This window comes from Pseudolysinimonas sp. (genome assembly GCF_051954455.1).
Classification (GTDB): Bacteria; Actinomycetota; Actinomycetes; order Actinomycetales; family Microbacteriaceae; genus Pseudolysinimonas.
This window is the reverse complement of sequence record NZ_JBQCHS010000024.1, coordinates 41,805-60,797: the sequence shown is the minus strand read 5'-3', so window position 1 is coordinate 60,797 and position 18,993 is coordinate 41,805. Positions and strand designations below refer to the sequence as shown.

At 72.0% G+C, this 18,993-nt stretch carries 20 protein-coding genes and 1 tRNA gene; 7 read left to right on the top strand and 14 right to left on the bottom strand.

Annotation, left to right across the window (positions count from 1 at the left end; genetic code table 11):
• Together ACTHM3_RS11185 and ACTHM3_RS11180 are read right to left on the bottom strand one after the other, a co-directional pair.
• Positions 1-1,473, bottom strand: a complete 1,473-nt coding sequence (locus ACTHM3_RS11185) for an alpha,alpha-trehalose-phosphate synthase (UDP-forming) (RefSeq protein WP_440406176.1) — start codon at positions 1,471-1,473, stop codon at positions 1-3.
• Positions 1,474-1,486: 13 nt separating this feature from the next.
• A complete protein-coding gene (locus ACTHM3_RS11180; protein WP_440406246.1) occupies positions 1,487-2,272 on the bottom strand; it encodes a fructosamine kinase family protein in 786 nt (261 codons plus the stop codon).
• A gap of 92 nt (positions 2,273-2,364) precedes the next feature.
• Between ACTHM3_RS11180 and ACTHM3_RS11175 the strand changes: the two genes are divergently transcribed.
• The 3 genes from ACTHM3_RS11175 to ACTHM3_RS11165 all read left to right on the top strand — a co-directional run bounded on the left by ACTHM3_RS11175 (position 2,365) and on the right by ACTHM3_RS11165 (position 3,863).
• Positions 2,365-3,240: a sugar phosphate isomerase/epimerase family protein gene (locus tag ACTHM3_RS11175; protein ID WP_440406175.1), complete on the top strand. Its 876-nt coding sequence runs from the start codon at positions 2,365-2,367 to the stop codon at positions 3,238-3,240.
• A gap of 66 nt (positions 3,241-3,306) precedes the next feature.
• Positions 3,307-3,510 carry a hypothetical protein gene (locus ACTHM3_RS11170; RefSeq protein ID WP_440406174.1) on the top strand — a complete coding sequence of 68 codons (204 nt, stop codon included), beginning with the start codon at positions 3,307-3,309 and terminating at the stop codon, positions 3,508-3,510.
• On the top strand, positions 3,510-3,863 hold the full coding sequence (locus ACTHM3_RS11165) for a hypothetical protein (protein ID WP_440406173.1): 354 nt from the start codon (positions 3,510-3,512) through the stop codon (positions 3,861-3,863). The genes ACTHM3_RS11170 and ACTHM3_RS11165 overlap by 1 nt, the downstream gene beginning before the upstream one ends.
• Before the next feature lie 10 nt (positions 3,864-3,873).
• Here ACTHM3_RS11165 and ACTHM3_RS11160 read toward each other — a convergent pair whose 3' ends face one another.
• From ACTHM3_RS11160 to ACTHM3_RS11145, 4 genes are all read right to left on the bottom strand, one after another.
• Positions 3,874-4,377: an NAD(P)H-dependent oxidoreductase gene (locus ACTHM3_RS11160; RefSeq protein WP_440406245.1), complete on the bottom strand. Its 504-nt coding sequence runs from the start codon at positions 4,375-4,377 to the stop codon at positions 3,874-3,876.
• Between the two features lie 17 nt (positions 4,378-4,394).
• The gene (locus ACTHM3_RS11155; RefSeq protein WP_440406172.1) at positions 4,395-5,711 is read right to left on the bottom strand and encodes an LLM class flavin-dependent oxidoreductase; all 1,317 of its coding nucleotides are present in this window, start codon (positions 5,709-5,711) and stop codon (positions 4,395-4,397) included.
• Positions 5,708-7,048 carry an O-acetylhomoserine aminocarboxypropyltransferase/cysteine synthase family protein gene (locus tag ACTHM3_RS11150; protein ID WP_440406171.1) on the bottom strand — a complete coding sequence of 447 codons (1,341 nt, stop codon included), beginning with the start codon at positions 7,046-7,048 and terminating at the stop codon, positions 5,708-5,710. The genes ACTHM3_RS11155 and ACTHM3_RS11150 overlap by 4 nt, the downstream gene beginning before the upstream one ends.
• Positions 7,049-7,196: 148 nt before the next feature.
• Positions 7,197-7,272, bottom strand: a tRNA-Lys gene (locus tag ACTHM3_RS11145).
• A gap of 48 nt (positions 7,273-7,320) precedes the next feature.
• Here ACTHM3_RS11145 and bcp point away from each other — a divergent pair.
• Positions 7,321-7,797, top strand: coding sequence for a thioredoxin-dependent thiol peroxidase (gene bcp / locus ACTHM3_RS11140; RefSeq protein ID WP_440406170.1), 477 nt, complete (start codon positions 7,321-7,323; stop codon positions 7,795-7,797).
• Here bcp and ACTHM3_RS11135 read toward each other — a convergent pair whose 3' ends face one another.
• A complete protein-coding gene (locus ACTHM3_RS11135) occupies positions 7,798-8,202 on the bottom strand; it encodes a hypothetical protein (protein WP_440406169.1) in 405 nt (134 codons plus the stop codon).
• 196 nt (positions 8,203-8,398) lie between these two features.
• Here ACTHM3_RS11135 and ACTHM3_RS11130 point away from each other — a divergent pair, with 196 nt between their 5' ends.
• Positions 8,399-8,647 (top strand): WhiB family transcriptional regulator, encoded by a 249-nt coding sequence (locus ACTHM3_RS11130; RefSeq protein ID WP_440406168.1) that lies wholly within the window; start codon positions 8,399-8,401, stop codon positions 8,645-8,647.
• Between the two features lie 119 nt (positions 8,648-8,766).
• On the opposite strand, the gene ACTHM3_RS11125 is transcribed toward ACTHM3_RS11130, so the two are convergent.
• The 3 genes from ACTHM3_RS11125 to ACTHM3_RS11115 all read right to left on the bottom strand — a co-directional run bounded on the left by ACTHM3_RS11125 (position 8,767) and on the right by ACTHM3_RS11115 (position 12,239).
• Complete coding sequence (locus ACTHM3_RS11125) at positions 8,767-10,257, bottom strand: sensor histidine kinase (protein WP_440406167.1); 1,491 nt, start codon at positions 10,255-10,257, stop codon at positions 8,767-8,769.
• 69 nt (positions 10,258-10,326) lie between these two features.
• Positions 10,327-11,571, bottom strand: a complete 1,245-nt coding sequence (locus tag ACTHM3_RS11120; RefSeq protein ID WP_440406166.1) for an AAA family ATPase — start codon at positions 11,569-11,571, stop codon at positions 10,327-10,329.
• Positions 11,568-12,239, bottom strand: a complete 672-nt coding sequence (locus tag ACTHM3_RS11115; RefSeq protein WP_440406165.1) for a hypothetical protein — start codon at positions 12,237-12,239, stop codon at positions 11,568-11,570. Before ACTHM3_RS11115 ends, ACTHM3_RS11120 begins: the two co-directional genes overlap by 4 nt.
• An 88-nt stretch (positions 12,240-12,327) precedes the next feature.
• On the opposite strand from ACTHM3_RS11115, the gene ACTHM3_RS11110 reads away from it, so the two are divergent.
• Positions 12,328-12,588, top strand: coding sequence for a helix-turn-helix domain-containing protein (locus ACTHM3_RS11110; protein ID WP_440406164.1), 261 nt, complete (start codon positions 12,328-12,330; stop codon positions 12,586-12,588).
• A 6-nt stretch (positions 12,589-12,594) separates the two neighbouring features.
• Here ACTHM3_RS11110 and ACTHM3_RS11105 read toward each other — a convergent pair whose 3' ends face one another.
• Positions 12,595-13,164, bottom strand: a complete 570-nt coding sequence (locus tag ACTHM3_RS11105) for a hypothetical protein (protein ID WP_440406163.1) — start codon at positions 13,162-13,164, stop codon at positions 12,595-12,597.
• 143 nt (positions 13,165-13,307) lie between these two features.
• Here ACTHM3_RS11105 and ACTHM3_RS11100 point away from each other — a divergent pair, with 143 nt between their 5' ends.
• Positions 13,308-13,751, top strand: coding sequence for an Rv3235 family protein (locus ACTHM3_RS11100; protein WP_440406162.1), 444 nt, complete (start codon positions 13,308-13,310; stop codon positions 13,749-13,751).
• Positions 13,752-13,775: 24 nt separating this feature from the next.
• Here ACTHM3_RS11100 and ACTHM3_RS11095 read toward each other — a convergent pair whose 3' ends face one another.
• The 3 genes from ACTHM3_RS11095 to hpf all read right to left on the bottom strand — a co-directional run bounded on the left by ACTHM3_RS11095 (position 13,776) and on the right by hpf (position 18,984).
• A complete protein-coding gene (locus ACTHM3_RS11095) occupies positions 13,776-15,263 on the bottom strand; it encodes an APC family permease (protein ID WP_440406161.1) in 1,488 nt (495 codons plus the stop codon).
• 138 nt (positions 15,264-15,401) lie between these two features.
• A complete protein-coding gene (secA, locus tag ACTHM3_RS11090; RefSeq protein ID WP_440406160.1) occupies positions 15,402-18,242 on the bottom strand; it encodes a preprotein translocase subunit SecA in 2,841 nt (946 codons plus the stop codon).
• Between the two features lie 103 nt (positions 18,243-18,345).
• Positions 18,346-18,984: a ribosome hibernation-promoting factor, HPF/YfiA family gene (gene hpf / locus ACTHM3_RS11085; protein WP_440406159.1), complete on the bottom strand. Its 639-nt coding sequence runs from the start codon at positions 18,982-18,984 to the stop codon at positions 18,346-18,348.
• Positions 18,985-18,993: the final 9 nt, after the last annotated feature.

Here is an 18,993-nt window from a genome sequence, read left to right as displayed (position 1 = left end):
TCAGCTCCGCGGGGCCCGGTCGACGGTCCACTCGAGCTCGCCGAGCGGGTCGGACCCGCCGCGGGAGTGCTCGGCCAGCGTGCGCAGGAACTCCCGCGACCAGTGCGCCACGTCGTTGTCGCGCACGCGCTTGCGCAGCGCCCGCATCCGCCGGCGCCGCTCGGGCCGAGGCATCTCGATCGCCCGGACGATCGCGTCCTTCATCCCGTCGATGTCGTGCGGGTTGATGAGCACCGCCTGCCGCAGCTCGTCGGAGGCCCCGGTGAACTCGGAGAGCACGAGCACGCCGTCCTCGTCGAACCGCGCCGCCACGTACTCCTTCGCGACGAGGTTCATGCCGTCGCGGAGGGCCGTGACGAGCATGACGTCGGCCGCGAGGTAGAGCGCCGCCATCTCCTCGCGCGGGAAACCGTGGTGCTGATAGCTGACGGCCTCGCGGCCGATCCCGCCGAAGTCGCCGTTGATGCGGCCGACGGTCAGCTCGACCTCGTCGCGCAGCTGACGGTAGGTGTCGACGCGCTCGCGGCTCGGGCTCGCGACCTGGACGAGCACGACGTCCTCGACGTCGACGCGGCCGTCCTGCAGGAGCTCGTGGTAGGCCTTCAGCCGGTGGCCGATGCCCTTGGTGTAGTCGAGCCGGTCGACGCCGAGCAGGATCCGCTTCGGGTCGCCGAGATCGTGGCGGATCTGCGCGGCGCGCGCCTCGACCTCGGGGCGGTGCGCCAGCTCCTCGAATCCCGCCGCGTCGATGGAGATCGGGAAGGCCCGCGCGACCACCCTGCGCGCCGGACTGTCGCCGCGTGCGGGCACGTCGATGACGGGGCTCTTCGCCGGGTAGCCGACGAGGCGCCGTACCGCCCGGGAGAAGTTGCCCGCGTCGGCGGAGCGCTGGAAGCCGATGACGTCGGCGCCGAGGAGGCCCTCGACGATCTGCGTGCGCCAGGGCAGCTGGCTGAAGATGCCGTAGGCCGGGAACGGGATGTGATTGAAGAACCCGATGGTCAGGTCCGGGCGGAGCTGGCGCAGCATCCGCGGCACGAGCTGCAGCTGGTAGTCCTGCACCCAGACGGTGCCGTTCTCGGAGGTGACCGCCGCGACCGCGTTGGCGAAGCGCTGGTTGACGCTGACGTAACTGTCCCACCAGATCCGGTGGTAGCTCGGCGGCGCGATCACGTCGTGGTACAGCGGCCAGAGGGTGTCGTTGCTGAAGCCCTCGTAGTAGCGCTGGATGTCGTCCTCGCTGAGCGCGACCGGCACGATGCGGATGCCGTCGTGATCGAAGGGCTCGTGCTCGAGATCGGGGGCGCCGACCCAGCCGACCCAGGCTCCGTCGGCCTCGCGCATGATGGGCTCGAGGGCGGTGACCAGGCCGCCGGGCGACTGGCGCCAGTGCTCCGTGCCGTCCTCGTCGACGACACGATCGACCGGGAGGCGGTTGCTGACGACGACGAAGGGGTACGTCTCGTCGTCCATGGTCCCGACGCTATCAGCCGAGTCCGAGCGTGCTCTCAGCAGCGGCGGCGAGCGGCTCCGCGTAGGCCGCGCCGTGCGACGCGGCGTGCACGGCGAGCGGGTGGAGCTGGTGCATCGGCACGCGATCCCGCCAGCCCGGCCGCAGCGGCGCCGCCGCGTCGTAGCCGTCGAGCACGACGTCGAGGAACGGGAGGCCGAACAGGGCGAGCATCGCCAGGTCGGTCTCGCGATGACCGCCGTGCGCCGCGGGGTCGATGAGCACGGCCCCCGCGGGCGTCCACGCGACGTTGCCGTTCCAGAGATCGCCGTGCAGGCGCGCGGGCGGCTCGTCGTCGTCGAGCGCGCCCGACGCGATCCGCGCGCACGCCTCCTCGACGACGGCCAGGCCGCGGGCATCGAGGTGGCGCCGCTCGTGCGCGCGGCGCGCAAACGGCAGCACCCGCTGCGCCGCGTAGAACGCGCCCCAGGTCGCGCTCGGATCGCACGGCAGCTCCTGCCGGCCGATGAACCACGGACCGTCGCCGGGGGCGGCGCCGAACGCCGCGGCACCAGCCGCGTGGGTGCGCGCGAGCGCCGCCCCGAAGACGCGCGCCGCCTCCGCCGTCGGGCGCGCCGACGCGAGACGGTCGAGCTCGATCCAGCCCTCCCCCACGCCGCGCACCGCGACGACGGCGGCCCCGCCGACCGACTCGGCCTCGGCCAGCCAGCGCAGCCCGGCCGCCTCCGCCGCGAAGAAGCCCGGGGGCGCGTCGGCGCGCTGCTTGCGGAAGACCGTCACCATCCGATCCTGCCCCCGCACCGAATCCCTCGAGCGGTCCACGCAGTTCCTGTGCGTGTCACGCCCCCGTCACGTCGCTCGGTTAGGTTGTGGGTCTGATGATTTCGATCGGGATGAGCACCTCCTGCGTCTATCCGCTGGGGATGGAGCAGGCCTTCCGCCTCGCACGTCTCGCCGGGTACGACGGCGTCGAGGTCATGATCACGAACGACCCGACCACGCAGGACGCCGACGCCCTGCTCCGCCTGAGCGAGCGGTACACCATGCCGATCCTCTCGGTGCACGCGCCGGTGCTGCTGCTGACGACGTTCGTCTATGGCCGCGACCCGCGGATCAAGCTCGAGAAGTCGGCGGAGCACGCCGCTCGCCTCGGCGCCGGCTCGGTCGTCGTCCACCCGCCGTTCCGCTGGCAGGGCGAGTACGCCGACCGCTTCGAGAAGGTCGTGCGCGAGACGGCGCAGTCCAGCGGCGTCGACATCTGCGTGGAGAACATGTTCCCGTGGAAGGTCGGCGGGCGGGGCATCAAGGCCTACAAGCCGAGCTCGGATCCGCTCGAGATGGACGTCGACGCGATGACGCTCGACTTCTCCCACGCCTCGCTCGCGGGTCGCGACTCGCTGCAGATGGCGCAGGCGATGGGCGACCGGCTCAAGCACATCCACCTCTGCGACGGGCGCAGGTCGGCCGACGAGGGGCAGATCCTCGACGAGCACCTGCCCCCGGGGCACGGCACCCAGCCCGTCGCCGAGACGCTCACCTGGCTCGCCGAGAACCACTGGAGCGGCAACGTGGTCGCCGAGGTGATCACGCGCAAGGAGAAGGAGCAGCAGCCGAAGCTCGACGTGCTGATCGAGACGGTCGCGTACGCGAAGAAGTACGTCGGGCAGGAGCACGCGGAGCGCGATCCGCTCGGCGTCGGCCCCTCGCACATGCTGAAGGCGCGCGCGGAGCGCAAGGCGGCCAAGCGCCAGGCCAAGCGCACCGCGTGACGCGATCGACCTGAGGGTCGGCTGGCGACGGATGCGGCCTCCGACGGGCGTCGCTACCGTGGAGCCGTGCGCAAGTTCCTGCTGAGCCCCGGCATCTGGTCCGCGATCTTCCCGGCGATCGGGCTCGCCCGGGCGTCGAAGGAGGGCCCGCGCGACTGGCGGCTCGTCCTCATGTGGGCCAGCCTCGGCATCGGGATCGCGATCGCGGTGGGCGACGTGCTCGAGAAGTCGCGCCAGGCCGAGCTGCGGGAGCTCGAGGAGCGCTACTGATGCACGGCCCGTGGCCGGGCCCCGGACCGCACGGCCCGCTCGGCGAGCTGCTCCGCGCGACCTACGGCGTCGGGGCGGCGATCGTGGCCGTGGTCGTCGCGCTCGTCGTCCTCGCGGGGATCATCGCGTTCCTCGTCATCCTCGTGCGCTACCTCCTGACGGCGACGAAGGCCGCGGAGCTCTACATCGCCGCGCAGCGGGAGGCGGCGTCGGTGCCGCTGGCCCCGAAGGCTCCAGCTCCGGCTCCGGCTCCGGCGGTCATCGACCGGCCGGAGAGCGCGCCCGCGCCGAAGCAGGCTCGGGCGCCGCGTGCGCGCGCCCCGCGGGCTCCGCGCACTCCCCCGTCCGCTTGACCCTTCGGCGTCAGAGGAGCGCCGCCGCCAGCCGCTCGGCCGCCGCGTCGATCCGCTCCGCGAGCGCGGGCGAGAGCGCCTCCGGGTCGGCGAGATCGACGCCCCGCGCATAGACGCCCCGCGGCAGCACCGCGGCCCCGAAGAAGCCGAACAGCGGCCGCAGCTCGTGGTCGATGACGAGCGCGTGCTGGTCGTCGCCGGCGATCGCGGCGAGGAGCACGGGCACGTCCGCGAGCGAGGCCGGCGCGAGCGGGTCGACGAAGGCCTTCAGCAGCCCGGTGTACGACCCCTTGTAGACGGGGGTCGCGACGACGAGGGCGTCGGCGGCGAGCACCTGCTCGTCAGCGGCGGCGAGCGCGGGAGCCGGCGGGGCCGCGAGCGCGTCGACGATCGCGTGCCCGTGGTCCAGCACCGAGACCGTGGCGGTGGTCGCGCCGGTGCGGTCCGCGACGGCCGCGAGGATCGCGTCGAGCACCCGATCGGTCTTCGACGGTGCGTGCAGCGTGCCCGAGATGCCGACGACGGTGGCCGTCAGAAGTCCCGCAGGTTCTGCAGGAGCCCGCCGTCGCCGAACTCGCGGCGCAGGATCCCGCGCCGCCGCAGGATCGGGGCGAGCTCGTCGAGCATGCGGTGCACGGTCACGGGATGGATGTCGCCCCAGAGCAGGAAGCCGTCGTTGTCGGCGTCGTCGCCGAGCTCCTCGAAGAGGTCGGCGAGCTCGTCGGCGGTGCCGACGAACCCGGAGCGGTCGGAGAGCCGGCCGAGACGGGCCTGGCGCGCGAGCAGCTCGCGCAGGGGCGTCGACGGGTCGGCCCCGCCGACCAGCCGGTTGATGCTGCCGCGCGAGACGTGGTCGCCGAAGATCGCGAGGTCGAGGGGCCGGTCGGGGTCGAGCGCGGTCAGGTCGGTCTCGAGGTCGCTCGACTGACGCTCGGCGATGAGCCGGATCCCGGCGTCGTCAGGGTGCGCCGAGGCGGCGACGAGCCGGTCGGCCTCCTCGGTGCTCGACACGAGCACCGGCTGGATCGCGAACAGGATCGTGATGTCCGACGGCTGCCGGCCGCGCTCGACGGCCGCGGCGTGGATCCTCGCCCGGTAGGCACGGACGGACTCGACGTCGAGCGGCGCGAGCGCGAGCTGCACGTCGGAGTTCGCGCCCGCGAAGGCCAGGCCGCGCCCGGATCCGCCGGGCGAGACGATTGCGGGCTCGCCGTCGGTGAACGGGATCGCGTTGAGCGGCCCGTCGAACCCGAAGTACTCACCGCGGTGCCGCACCGGGTCGAGCTTCGAGCCGTCGGCGTAGAGCGGGATCGAGGAGTCGGCGACGAGCGCCCCCTCGCCCCACGAGCGCCACAGCCGCTTCACGCCGTCGAGCCACTCCTCCGCGCGGTCGTAGGCCGCATCGTGCGCGAGCGGCGGCTCCGTGCCGAAGTGCCGCGCGCTCCCGGTGTCGGTGACGACGTTGAGGCCGAGCCGGTGGCCGCTCAGGTGCTGGAGCGAGGCGAACTGGCGCGCGGCCGTGTACGGCAGGTACGCGGCCGGGTTGACCGTCGGCGCGACGCCGAGGTGCCGGGTCGCCGCGAACAGGTAGGGCGCGAGCAGCAGCGGGTCGAACTTCGGTCCGCCGAACGCCTGGCGGATGCGGGTGTCGATCGTCGCGGCGTTCCCGAGCGAGGGCGCGTCCTCGATGATGAGCAGGTCGACGCCCGCCTGCTCGAGCTCGCGGGCGGACTGCTGGTACAGGTCGGGGCGCGTCCAGTCCCAGTCCCAGTCGAGGGAGGGGTGGCCCCAGCCCTGCGGGCCGAAGCCGCGCGCGAGGAACCAGCCGAGGTGCTGCATCCGGCTCATGCGGCCACCTCGTGGGCCGTCCGACCGGCGGGCGCCGCGGCGCGCGCGGCGGTGAGGCCGCGCTCGAGGTCGGCGAGCAGGTCGGGCGCGTCCTCGATGCCGATCGAGACCCGCAGCGTGCCGGGCAGGATGCCGGCCGCCGCCTGCTCCTCGGCGCTCCGGAGGGTGTGGCTCGTCGACGCCGGGTGGAGCACGAGCGAGCGCACGTCGCCGAGGTGCGTCATGTGGGTGAAGACCTCGAGCGCGTCGACGAACGCGCGCGCCGCCGCGAGCCCCCCGTGCAGCGTGAACGCGAACACCGAGCCGAAGCCGTTCGGCAGGTAGCGCGTCGCGAGCGCGTGGTGCGGGCTCGACGGCAGGCCGGCGTACGCGACGGAGGCGACCTCGGGCCGTTCCTCGAGCCACCGCGCGACAACCAGAGCGTTCGCCGATTGCCGCTCGACCCGCAGCGACAGCGTCTCGATCCCCTGGTTGATCAGGAACGCGTTGAGCGGCGACGCCGTCGGGCCGAAGCGCAGGGCGACCACGTCGCGGAGGTAGGCGATGCGGGCGCGGCCGCCGGCGCGCTCCCACGGGCTCGGGCCGCCGAGCCGGTCGCGCGCGACGAGGTGCGGGAACAGCTCCCCCGACCGGGCCGCGTCGAAGCGGCCGTTGTCGACGACGACGCCGCCGAGCACGGCCCCGTGACCCGCGAGGAACTTGCTCGCGGAGTGCACCACGATGTCGGCGCCGTGCTCGATGGGGCGCAGGAGGTACGGGCTCGCGAGGGTGCTGTCGATGACGAGCGGGATGCCGTGGGCGTGGGCGAGGTCGGCGACCGCGGCGATGTCGAACAGGTCGTTCGTGGGATTCGGGATCGACTCCCCGAACAGCACCCGCGTCTCGGGCCGGATCGCCCGCTCCCACGCCCCGAGGTCCGCCGCGTCGGCGACGAAGTCGACCGTGATGCCGAGCCGGGCGAGGTTGTCGAGGAGGAGCCCGCGGGTGCCCTCGTAGATGCTCGCCGCCGAGACGATGTGGTCGCCCGCGCGCAGCAGCCCGAGGAGCGCGATCGACGTCGCCGCCTGGCCGCTGCCGACGACGAGCGCCTCGGCGCCGCTCTCGAGGTCGGCGATCCGACGCTCGAGCGCATCGGTCGTCGGGTTGGCGACCCGGGTGTACGAGTAGCCGTCGCCGCCGTGGAACTGTTCGGCCGCCGCGTCGAAGTCGGCGAGCTCGAAACCCGCGGTGAGGTAGATGGGGAGGGCGCGGGGGGCGATGCGCGACCCGTCGGCGTCGCCGGCGCGCAGCTGACGGGTGGTGAAGCCCGCCGCCCGCTCGTCGGGTGAAGTGCTCATGATCCTGTTCACGCCTTCCGACCTGCGAGGTCGGGGCGGGACCAGCCTCCCGCCCGAGTGCAGACAGGCTCGCACGACGTCCGCGGGCGCGACGCGAATGCGTACCTCTGTTACGAAGCTCGCGAACGGGGCGCAGAAGAGACCGGGGTGGTACACCCCCCGGGACTTGAACCCGGAACCCGCTGATTAAGAGTCAGCTGCTCTGCCAATTGAGCTAGAGGTGCTCGACCCTGATTGACTGGGCCGGGGATCAACTCTAACAGGAGAAGAACATGGCCGCATCACGCCTCGAGCCGGGCGACATCGCCCCCGACTTCACCCTCGTCGACCAGGCCGGCGACGAGGTCGCGCTCGCCGACCTTCGCGGGCGCAAGGTGATCCTGTACTTCTACCCCGAGGCGTCGACGCCGGGCTGCACGAAGGAGGCCTGCGACTTCCGCGACAGCCTCGGCTCGCTCGCGGCGGCCGGCTACGCCGTGCTCGGCGTCTCGCGCGACCAACCGGCCAAGAACAAGAGGTTCGCCGAGGAGGAGCACCTGACCTTCCCGCTCCTCAGCGACCCCGACCGCGCGGTCCACGAGGCCTACGGCGTGTGGGGCGAGAAGTCGATGTACGGCAAGACGGTCGTGGGCGTCATCCGCTCGACGTTCGTGATCGACGAGGACGGCCGCATCCAGCTCGCGCAGTACAACGTGCGGGCCACCGGTCACGTCGCGGCGCTGCGCAAGAAGCTCGGACTCGCGGCCTAGTCACATGGCGGCGTCGTCGCGGCGCCGGGTCGCATCGACCACCGACGGTGTGAAGAGGAGGACGAACGCGCCGACGCCGACGATCGTCAGCGGCCATCCGATCCACGGCTGGGCGAGAGCCCCGAGCAGCGAGCCGACGCCGACCGCGATCTGGATGACCTGCCAGACCACGGCCGCCGCCCGGATCCACGCCTGACCGCGGAACGCCCCCACGACCATCGCCCCCAACCAGATCGCGGCGATCGCGGCGATGACGGTCAGGGCGACACCGCTCGCCAGACTTCCCGCGCCGCCGTCGGCGAGCGACACCGCGAGCAGCACCGTGAGGCCCGCGACGAGCAGGAACTCGACCGTCAGGAGGCCCACGAGCACCCAGAGGAGGGGCGGACGGCGGGGTCGGTTCACAGGGTCGTCCTATTCGAAACTATTGATTCGCCGTAACAAGTATGAAACTCTGGTGGCGGTTGATGTGACGCCTACAACGCGGTAGGTGAGTCCGCAGACTAATCCCCCAAATCTACGGATTCCCTTCAGCTGCGCGCGGCCGCAACCACGAATCCATGCCGTGCGCTCGCGTCAGAGCAACACAGAGGAGCACCACATGGATTGGCGTGACAAGGCCGCCTGCCTCGCTGCAGACCCCGAGCTGTTCTTCCCCGTCGGCAACACCGGCCCCGCCGTCGACCAGATCGACCAGGCCAAGGCCGTGTGCGCCCGCTGCTCCGTCACCGAGCAGTGCCTCCAGTACGCCCTCGAGACGAACCAGGACTCGGGCGTCTGGGGCGGCCTCAGCGAGGACGAGCGTCGGGCGCTGAAGCGCCGCGCCGCCCGGGCCCGCCGCGCCAGCTGACCCCGCACCGGAGCGCTCGGATCGCGCCTCCGCGCGACCGTTCCGCAGCGCCTCGGCGGCCACTCCGATGCTCCCGTGCGATTCGTCGCACCCGTGGGTGGATGCCGTGACGCGCCGCGTCAGCTGCGCGTCATCCAGAGGGTCGGCACCTCGATCGTGACTTCGGTGCCCTCGCCCTCGAGGGTGTGCCAGTCGATGGTGCCGCCGAGCTCGCCCTGGATGAGGGTGCGCACGATCTGCGTGCCGAGCCCCGATCCGACCTGCCCCTCGGGCAGTCCGACACCGTCATCGCGCACCTTGACGATCAGCTGATCGTCGCGCCGCTTGGCGGAGATCTCCACGGTGCCGTCGCGCCCGGCCAGCCCGTGCTCGACGGCGTTCGTGACGAGTTCGGTGAGCGCGAGCGCGAGCGGCGTCGCGTACTCGCTCGGCAGCACGCCGAAGCTGCCCTTCTTCGTCGGGTGGACGGTCGTGTTGTGCGTCGACGCGACCTCGGCGATGAGCATGAGCACGCGGTCGAACACGTCGTCGAAGTCGACGTTCTGGCTGAGCCCCTGGCTGAGGGTGTCGTGCACGACGGCGATGGCCGCGACCCGGCGCATCGCCTGGGTCAGCGCCTCGCGAGCGGTGTCGCTGTGCGCGCGACGCGACTGGATGCGCAGCAGCGACGCCACGGTCTGCAGGTTGTTCTTGACGCGGTGGTGGATCTCGCGGATCGTCGCGTCCTTGGTGATGAGCTCCTGCTCCTGGTGCCGCACCTCCGTGACGTCGCGGACCAGGACGATCGCCCCGACCCGCTCCTCGTGGTGGCGGATCGGGATCGTGCGGAGCGTCACCGTGACGCCGCGCGCCTCGATGTCGGTGCGCCACGGCGCGCGCCCGGTGACGACGAGCGGCAGGGACTCGTCGACGATGAGCTTGCCCTGCAGGAGCTGGGTCGTCACCTCGGCCAGCGACTCCCCCTCGAGCTCGCCCTGGAATCCCATGCGGTTGAAGGCGGAGAGCCCGTTGGGGCTCGCGAAGGTGACCACCCCGTCGACGTCGAGGCGGATGAGGCCGTCGGCCGCACGCGGGGCCCCGCGACGCGGACCGGACGGCGCCCCGAGGTCGGGGAAGTCGCCCGACGCGATCATCGCGAACAGGTCGTTCGCGCACTGGTTGAAGGTCAACTCCTGCCGGCTCGGCGTGCGCGCCTCACTCAGGTTGCTGTGCCGGGTGAGCACCGCGATCGGGGTGTGCGTGGTCTCCGCGTCGCTCGCCGAGAGCCGGCGCATGACCGGCACGGCGCGCACGCGCGTGGGCGTCTCCTCGTACCAGTCGGGCGCGGCCGTGTCGATGATCTCGCCGGTCGCGAACGCGTCGGAGACCTGCTGCCGCCACTCCGGCTTGATGGGCTGGCCCACGAAGTCGCGGTAGAAGAGGGTCGCCGCCGACGACGGCCGGGAGTGGGCGGCCGCGATGAACCCCCCGTCGGAGGCGGGCAGCCAGAGCACGACGTCGGCGAACGCGAGGTCGGCGATGAGCTGACCGTCGGCGACCAGCAGGTGCAGCCACTCGACGTCGGCGTCCGTGCGTCCCTGCGCGACCGCCAGCTCCGAGAGGGTCGACATGCGATCCAGCCTAGGCGCGGCCGGACGGTCGCCGCGTCGGTCCCGATGCCGGGCGGCCCGGGACGGGGCTCAGGACGCGCGGCGGAACCTCCGCGGGCGCCGGACGGCGGGGGCCGGATCCGGCGCGAGCCGATCGGCCAGTTCGCGGATCGCCGCGCTCGCCGCGGAGCGGGGCGCCGCCTCGCCGACGGGGCGTCCGCTCAGCAGCGCGGCGTCGAAGGCGGCGAGGTCCCAGGGCACCAGCAGCGGATCGCGGACCCCGCCGAACCGCGCGAGCGTCTGCCGGACCTGCGCCGCGGGGCCGAGGCCGATGGCGCTCGCCCGCACCTTGTTGACGACGGTGACGACGCGGTCCGGTCCGACCAGCTCGAGCAGATCGGCGTGCACGCGCAGATAGCGGGCGAGGCCGACGGGGTCGGCCGACGCGACCGCGACGACGCGATCCGCGGCCCGGAGCGCCGCGAGGGTCGCGGCATTGCGGCGCGGGGCGACGAGGTCGCTTGAGAGCTCCTCGTCCTCCTCGAGGCTCGCCGCGGTGTCGACGACGGTCACCGGCGCCCACTCGCGGAGCGCCGCGAGCACACCCTCGACGCGGTCGGCCCCGAGCTCCGGCCAGCGGCTCGCCCGCCCGATCCCGGTCAGCACGCGGAGGGTCCCGGTGCCGTGCGGCTGCGCGATGCGGTCGAGCTCGGCGTTGGTGAGAGCGCCCCCGGCGACGAGCCGGCACGCCGCGGCGAATCCGGGCGCCTCGTCGAGGAGACCGAGCGCGGGCGCGATGGCGGCGCCGTGCGTGTCGGCGTCGGCGAGCGCGACCTTGCTGCCCCGCAGCGCGAACTCGGCGGCGAGCGCGATCGCGACGGAGGTGCGCCCCGGAGCGCCCGCCGGACCCCAGACCGCGATCACGCGCCCGCGCTCCGGCGCCCGGCCGACCGGTCGCACGAGGATCTCCTCGGCCGGGTCGGCGCCCGCGAGGTCGACGGCTCGGCCGCCCGTCGACGGGACGATCGCCTCCCACCCGGCCGGAGCCTCGAGCACGTCGACCAACCCCAGCACGGCGGCCTGCCGACGCTCGGTCGGCCCCGCCGCCAGGGCGACGAGCCGCACACCGCGTCGATCGCAGGCGTCGAGGAGGCGCGGACTCAGATACTGCGGTGCCGCGCCGCATACGACGAGCTCCGGGTCGGCGGCAGCCAGCCGGGTGGCGAGCTCGTCGCCACCCGAGCAGCGCGCGACGATCCGATGCCCGTGCCGGGCCGCATCGGCGGCGAGCGTCTCCTCCTCGGCGAGCGGCAGCGCGAGGGCGACGTCGGTCACGATCCCCACCCCAGCCCGAGGCCGGCCGGCACGATCGCGAGCTGGTCGCCGGCCGCGAGCGCGGCGAGCACCCGCGCCACCCGCGCGCGCGGGAGTCGGACCTCGACCGCGCTGCCGTCGCGGTCGACCGCGAGCGCCTGCTGCTCGTCGAGCACCCGCACGACGGTCGCGCCGGCGACGAGCACCGTCGGCGGCGCGGTCGCCGGAGCGTCGTCGCCGGTGGTCGCGCCGGGGTCCGGTGCGGCGGACGACCAGACGTCGATCGACGCTCCCGGCTTGACCGCGGCGCTGACCCGGGTCGCGACGCGCAGGACGAGCGAGGTTGCATCCACATCGCTCGTGCGTCCGACCGACGCAGCCGGGACGAGCTCGCCCTGCGCGACGGCGCGGGTCACGACGAGACCTCCGCGGGGCACGTCGCCGACGCCGAGGTAGAGGGAGTCGGATCCGTCGAGCGCGACACCGCGGGACACGAGGTCGGAGGCCGCGATCCGCTGCCCGGGCTCGAGAGGCCCGGCGGCGGCGTACACCTGCACGCGGCGGTCGACGGCGGCGACGATGCCCGCCGTCGCGGCGATCGAGGCGGCGACGAGCAGCAGGCCCACGAGCAGACGCGGGTCGGCGAACGGCCGGCGACGCAGCGGGGGTGCGGAGGCGGTGTCGGTCATGGCGACATGCTCACCCGCACAGCGACCGGGCTCCGCGAGTTATCCACACACCCGCTGCGGCTCACCCCCGCCGCCCATAATCGGAGCCATGACGGGATCCGATGGCGCGCTCGGCCGCTTCCTCACGCTGGCCGATGTCGCGGAGATCCTCAACGTGTCCGCCGGCCAGGCCTACGGTCTGGTGCGCTCGGGCGAGCTGCCGGCGATCAAGGTGGGCGGCGGCCACTGGCGGATCGAGCGGGACCGGCTCGAGGACTACATCGCCGCGAAGTACGAGGAGAGCCGTCGTAGCGGCCTCTGGCGTCAGGCCGAGTTCACCGACGTCCCGGAGCTGTTCATCGACCGCTGACCGGGGTCAGAACCGCACCAGCAGGATCACGGAGAACGGCAGGATGCGGATCGAGCGGACCGCTGCGGCGCGTCGCGGCTCCCCCGGATCGTGCTCGGCGAGGTCGAGATGATCGCGCCCGACCCGGTCGATGGTGCCGTGCAGCGCCCGCGTGGTCGTCGTCACGGCGACCGGGCTGCGACGGCGGCAGAGGTCGCGGAGCACGAACGGGAGGCCGAGACGCCGCGAGAGCGCGTCGGGGTGCTCGTCCTGGCCCGCGAGCGACGCCGGGACGAGGTCCGGTCCGGGCAGGATCGCCGCGACGGCGTCGATCGGCACGACGCAGGAGCGTCCACGGCTCTCCGCCGCCATGCCCGAGACCCAGTCCCGGCCGATGGTCTCGATGCGGAGCGGCAGTCGCGAGCCGTCGCGCAGCTCCAGCGCGAGCTCCTCTCCCGCCAGGGCGGCGAGGCGATCGCGCAGCCCCAGGCGGCCGAGGCGCAGGCGCTCCTCCTCGGCGGCGAGGTCGAGGTCCTCGGCGCCGAGGCCCTGCTCCAGCTGACCCTCGAGGTCGGCGAAGAGATCGTCCCACCGCACGCGGTGACCGTATCCACCGCCCCGGGGTCGCCCGCCTGATTCTCCACAGGGGAGATCTCCCCCTCGACATCGAGAGATGAGTCGTGCTTAGGTGTCACCACCCCCGTACGGGGGCCATTTTCGGAGCGATCGCAGGGGGATGCATGAGCACGGCTGTCGTGGGGGCCATCGACCGCAACGTCCACCGCGCCTATGCGCGGCTCGACACCGAGGAGTACTTCGGGCGCCAGCCCGCCTCGACCCGCACCCTCCCCGACCCCGCGCCCCTGCTCGAGAACCTCACGCGCTGCGTCGTCGAGATCCTCGCCGGCGCCCGCGACCTGGAGCAGATCGCCCGCTGGGTCAGCGACGACGTCTACCGCGTGCTGCTGAAGCGGGTCGTGCTCGCCGCTCGCGCTCGGCACGCGAAGGGTCAGGCGCCGCAGCGTCCCGCCTTCACGCTCGGGTCGGTGCGGGTGTGCGAGCCGCGCGACGGCGTCGTCGAGGCGGTCGTCGTCGTCCACAACCGCGCCCGGTCGCGCGCCGTGGCGATCCGCCTCGAGGGCCTCGACCGCCGCTGGCGCGCGACCGCGATCAGCGTGCTCTGAGTCCGATCGGCGGCGCGGTCCGCCTCACTGGACCTTGGGGTCGTTGGACGAGATGTCGATCTGGCTGGTGACCAGCTCCTCCGGCAGTTCGAGCGGGCGCCGACCGTAGTAGGCCCGCCCCTTGCGCCAGAAGATGATCAGCGGGATGACGCCGATCGCGAGCGCGCCGAAGCCGATGAGGATGACGGGCAGCGTCGAGTTCGGGATGGCGGCCACGAACACGAACACCATGAACGCGGCGCCGAGTCCCGGCCAGAGCGCGATGAAGATGAAGTTCCGCACCGACTGGAACACCAGGCGTCGGTACGCGACGATCACCGCGATCGCGGCCAGCGCGTAGTAGAACGCGATCTGGATGCCGATCGACGACACCGCGTTGGAGAGGATGTCGCCCACGCTGCCGAGGAAGTTCGACCCGATGAAGAGGATGATCGACACCCCGGTGACGACGAGCGTCGCGAATGCGGGGGTGCGCCACTTCTTGTGCGCGCGCCCGAAGACCAGCGGGATCGTGTGGTCGCGTCCCATCGCGAACAGCGACCGGGTGACCTGGATGAGCGTCGTCTCGAGCGTGGCGATCGTCGAGAGCGCGACGGCGATGACGAGGATCTTGCCGCCGATCCCGGGCCACAGCACGTCGCCGAGCAGCGACAGGATGTTGCCGTCGCTCTTCGCGATGACCTTGGCCGGCAGGAGCACCTGCACCGCGATCGTGAAGACCTCGAACAGCAGGAAGACGATGATGACGCCGATGATCCCGCCCCGTCCGGCCGCTTTGCGGCCGTCCTTGGTCTCCTCGTTGAGGTTCGACGACACGTCCCAGCCCCAGTAGTAGAACGCCGCGATGAGCGCCGCCGCGACGAACCCGCCGACGCCGCTGAAGTGGCTGAAGCCGAGCCAGCTCCAGTCGAACGACGGTCCGGCGTGGTCGCTGCCCGCGGCCCGCACGATCGCGAGGACGCCGAAGACGACGAGCAGGGCGACCTCGACGGTGGACATGATCCACTGCGCCCGCGCGGTCACCCGCACGCCGAGCAGCACGGCGAGCGCCATGATGAGGAACCAGACCGCGCCGACCACGGTGACGAGGAGCGTGTTGCTCGCCGCCTTCTCGTCGAACAGCGAGACGGTCGCGGCGCCGGCCGGGAGCGCTCCCGCGACCATGAAGATCGTCGCGGACACCACCAGCGCCCACCCGGCCAGGAATCCGAGGATCGGGTGCAGCGCGCGCCCCACCCACGAGTAGGCGGCGCCCGCGTTGACGTCGGCACGGCCGAGGTAGGCGAAGGCCCACGCGATGCCGAGCATCGGCAGCCCGCACCAGAGCAGGGCGGCGGGGCTGGCGAGTCCCGCCGCGGCGATGAGGACCGCGGTGGTCGCGGTGATCGAGTAGGCCGGAGCGCTGCCGGCGACGGCCATCACGATCGAGCCGGCGGCGGTGATGCCGTCGGCCCTCAGCTCGTGGTGCTCTTCGCGGGGCGGATCCTGGCGGGCGGGTGCATCCTGACTCATCGCGATCTCCTGGGGGTTCGAGCGCTCGGGTGGATCAGAAACTAGCAGCGCAGAGGCATCGCCGACAATGAAAATGCGACGGGATCCGTCGCGCTCGGTGAAGAACGCGACGGATCCCGTCGCAAAAGGTGCGAGAACCTACTTGCGCTTGGCCTGCGCGCGGCGCTCGGCCCGGTTTCCCGCCGTCGGCGCGTCGCCGTTCCCGGGGCGCTGCCCGAACGCCCCGCGGCCGGAGCCCGCGGATCGCTGCCCCTGCCCGGCGGGCGCGGAACCCTGCTGCTGCTCGGCCTGGGGCGCGATCGCGTCCTCGAACGACGCCGCCTGACGCTGCGCACGCTCCGTCGCGCCGCGCTCGACGCGCCCGCGCTGATCGCGCACCTCCACGTCGCCCGATGCGTCGTCGGAAGGAGCGGAGTACGACAACCCGCGCTGCTCGGACGCCGCGAGGCCGCGCGCCTCGACCGACGTGCCGTCGGATCCGGTGACCTCGACGTCGAGATTGAACAGGAACCCGACCGACTCCTCGCGGATCGCGCCCATCATCGACTGGTAGAGCGAGAACCCCTCGCGCTGGTACTCGACGAGCGGATCGCGCTGCGCCATGGCGCGCAGGCCGATGCCGTCCTTCAGGTAGTCCATCTCGTAGAGGTGGTCGCGCCACCGGCGGTCGATCACCGAGAGCACCACGCGGCGCTCGAGCTCGCGCATGGCCGGCGCCCCCAGCTGCTCCTCGCGGCGCGCGTAGGCGAGCTTAGCGTCGGAGAGGAGCTCCTCCTTGAGGGTCTTCGCGTTCAGCCGGCCGCGGCTGCCGGACTCCATGATCACCTCATCGGGCGTGATGGAGACCGGGTAGAGGGTCTTCAACTCGGCCCAGAGCGCGTCGAGGTCCCAGTCGTCCGACTGGCCCTCGGAGGTGTGCTCGTCCACGACCTCGTCGATGACGTCGACGAGGAAGCGCTGGACGCGCTCGTGCAGGTCGTCGCCCTCGAGGATGTGCCGGCGGTCGCCGTAGATCGCCTCGCGCTGGCGGTTCAGCACGTCGTCGTACTTGAGGACGTTCTTGCGGATCTCGGCGTTGCGGGCCTCGACCTGCGACTGCGCGGACCGGATGGCGCGGCTGACGACGCGCGACTCGATGGCGAGGTCGTCGGGCACGTTGGAGCGGCCCATCATCGCCTCGGCGGCGCCGGAGTTGAACAGCCGCATGAGGTCGTCCTGCAGCGACAGGTAGAACCGGCTCTCACCGGGGTCCCCCTGGCGGCCGGAGCGGCCGCGGAGCTGGTTGTCGATGCGGCGCGACTCGTGGCGCTCCGTGCCGAGCACGTAGAGTCCGCCGACCTCGGTGACCTTCTCAGCCTCCTTCTCGACGTCCTTCTTGACCGACTCGAAGACCTCGTCCCAGGCCGCCTCGTACTCCTCGGGCGTCTCCACCGGGCTGAGGCCGCGCTCGTGCATCTTGGCGACGGCGAGGAACTCGGCGTTGCCGCCGAGCATGATGTCGGTGCCGCGGCCGGCCATGTTCGTCGCGACCGTGACGGCGCCGAGACGTCCAGCCTGCGCGATGATCGCGGCCTCGCGCGCGTGGTTCTTGGCGTTGAGGACCTCGTGCTTGACGCCGCGCTTCGCGAGCAGGCGAGCCAGGTACTCGCTCTTCTCGACGCTCGTCGTACCGACGAGCACCGGCTGCTTCCTGCGGTGGCGCTCGACGATGTCCTCGACGACCTGGTCGAACTTGGCGGTCTCGTTCTTGTAGACGAGGTCCGGCTGGTCCTTGCGGATCATGGGCCGGTTCGTCGGGATCGGGACCACGCCGAGCTTGTAGGTCGACATGAACTCGGCGGCCTCGGTCTCCGCCGTTCCGGTCATGCCCGAGAGCTTCGAGTAGAGGCGGAAGTAGTTCTGCAGCGTGACGGTGGCGAGGGTCTGGTTCTCGGCCTTGACCTCCACGCCCTCCTTCGCCTCGATCGCCTGATGGATGCCCTCGTTGTAGCGGCGGCCGACCAGGATGCGGCCGGTGTGCTCGTCGACGATGAGGACCTCGCCGTTCATGACGACGTAGTCCTTGTCGCGCTTGAAGAGCGCGCGCGCCTTGATCGAGTTGTTGAGGAACGAGATGAGCGGGGTGTTGGCCGACTCGTAGAGGTTCTCGATGCCGAGATAGTCCTCGACCTTCTCGATGCCGGGCTCGAGCACGCCCACGGTGCGCTTCTTCTCGTCGACCTCGAAGTCCTCGCCCTCGACGAGCCGACGCGCGACGCTCGCGAACTCGGTGAACCAGCGATTCGCGTCACCGGCGGCGGGGCCGGAGATGATGAGCGGGGTGCGCGCCTCGTCGATGAGGATCGAGTCGACCTCGTCGACGATCGCGAACTGGTGGCCGCGCTGCACCATGTCCTGCGCCGACCACGCCATGTTGTCGCGCAGGTAGTCGAAGCCGAACTCGTTGTTCGTGCCGTAGGTGATGTCGGCCTCGTACTGGGCCTTCCGCTCCGACGGGTCCTGGGCGTTGAGGATGACGCCCGTCGTCATGCCGAGGGCGCGGTAGACGCGGCCCATGAGCTCCGACTGGTAGCTGGCCAGGTAGTCGTTCACCGTGACGACGTGGACACCGCGGCTCGCGATCGCGTTGAGGTAGGCGGCGGTCGTCGCGACGAGGGTCTTGCCCTCACCGGTCTTCATCTCGGCGATGTTGCCGAGGTGCAGTGCCGCACCGCCCATGATCTGCACGTCGAAGTGGCGCATGCCGAGCGTGCGCTTCGACGCCTCGCGGACGGCGGCGAATGCCTCCGGGAGCAGGTCGTCGAGCGACTCGCCGTTGCCGTACCGCTCGCGGAACTGCACCGTCTCGGCGGCGAGCTCCTCGTCCGACAGCTCCTCGAAGGACTCCTCGAGGTGGTTGACCGCGGTCGCGTAGTTCTTGAGGCGGCGAAGGGTGCGGCCCTCGCCGACGCGCAGGACCCTCTCGAGCGGGTTCGCCACGGGTTCTCCAGTCCGTCATCGGGATTGCGGGCACGCCAGAAGGGCGGCCGTTACCAGAGTGTGACTCTAGCAAGCGACCGCCCCCGGACTCTGGATGCGCGGTTCACGCCTCCTGAAGGGAGATGGCTCCGTAGTCCCAGCCGACGCGGCGGTAGACCACGCTCGGCCGGTCGGTGCGCGCGTCGATGAACAGGAAGAAGTCGTGGCCGACCAGCTCGAGGCGGTCGACCGCCTCCTCCTCGGTCATGCGCTCGGCAGGGAACACCTTCTGGCGCACGACGATCGGGCTCCACGACTCCTCGGCGGTCTCGTCGTCGATCACGGCCACCGAGCCGGTCGACACCCGCTCGAGGACGTCGACGCTCGCGGGCACGACGTCGGCGACGCGGCCGTTGCCGACCACCTCGCCGAGCGACGCCGGCCGGTGCTGACCGCGGTGGATCTTGCGCCGGTCCTTCGCCTGGCGGATGCGCTCGACCAGCTTGTCGAGGGCGATGTCGAAGGCCGCGTACTTGTCGGCCGCGCCGGCCTCGGCGCGCACGATCGGTCCCGGTCCGATGAGGGTGAGCTCCACGCGGTCGTCGCCGCTGGCTCCCCCCGACTTCTCGTGATGGCGGCAGACCCGGATCTCGAGGGCGAGCGCCCGTTCGGCGAGGGCGGAGACCTTCTCGGCCTTCTCCGTGGCGTAATCCTCGAACCGGTCCGGGATCCCCACGCCTCGACCGGTGATCGTGATGTCCATCGACAGCCT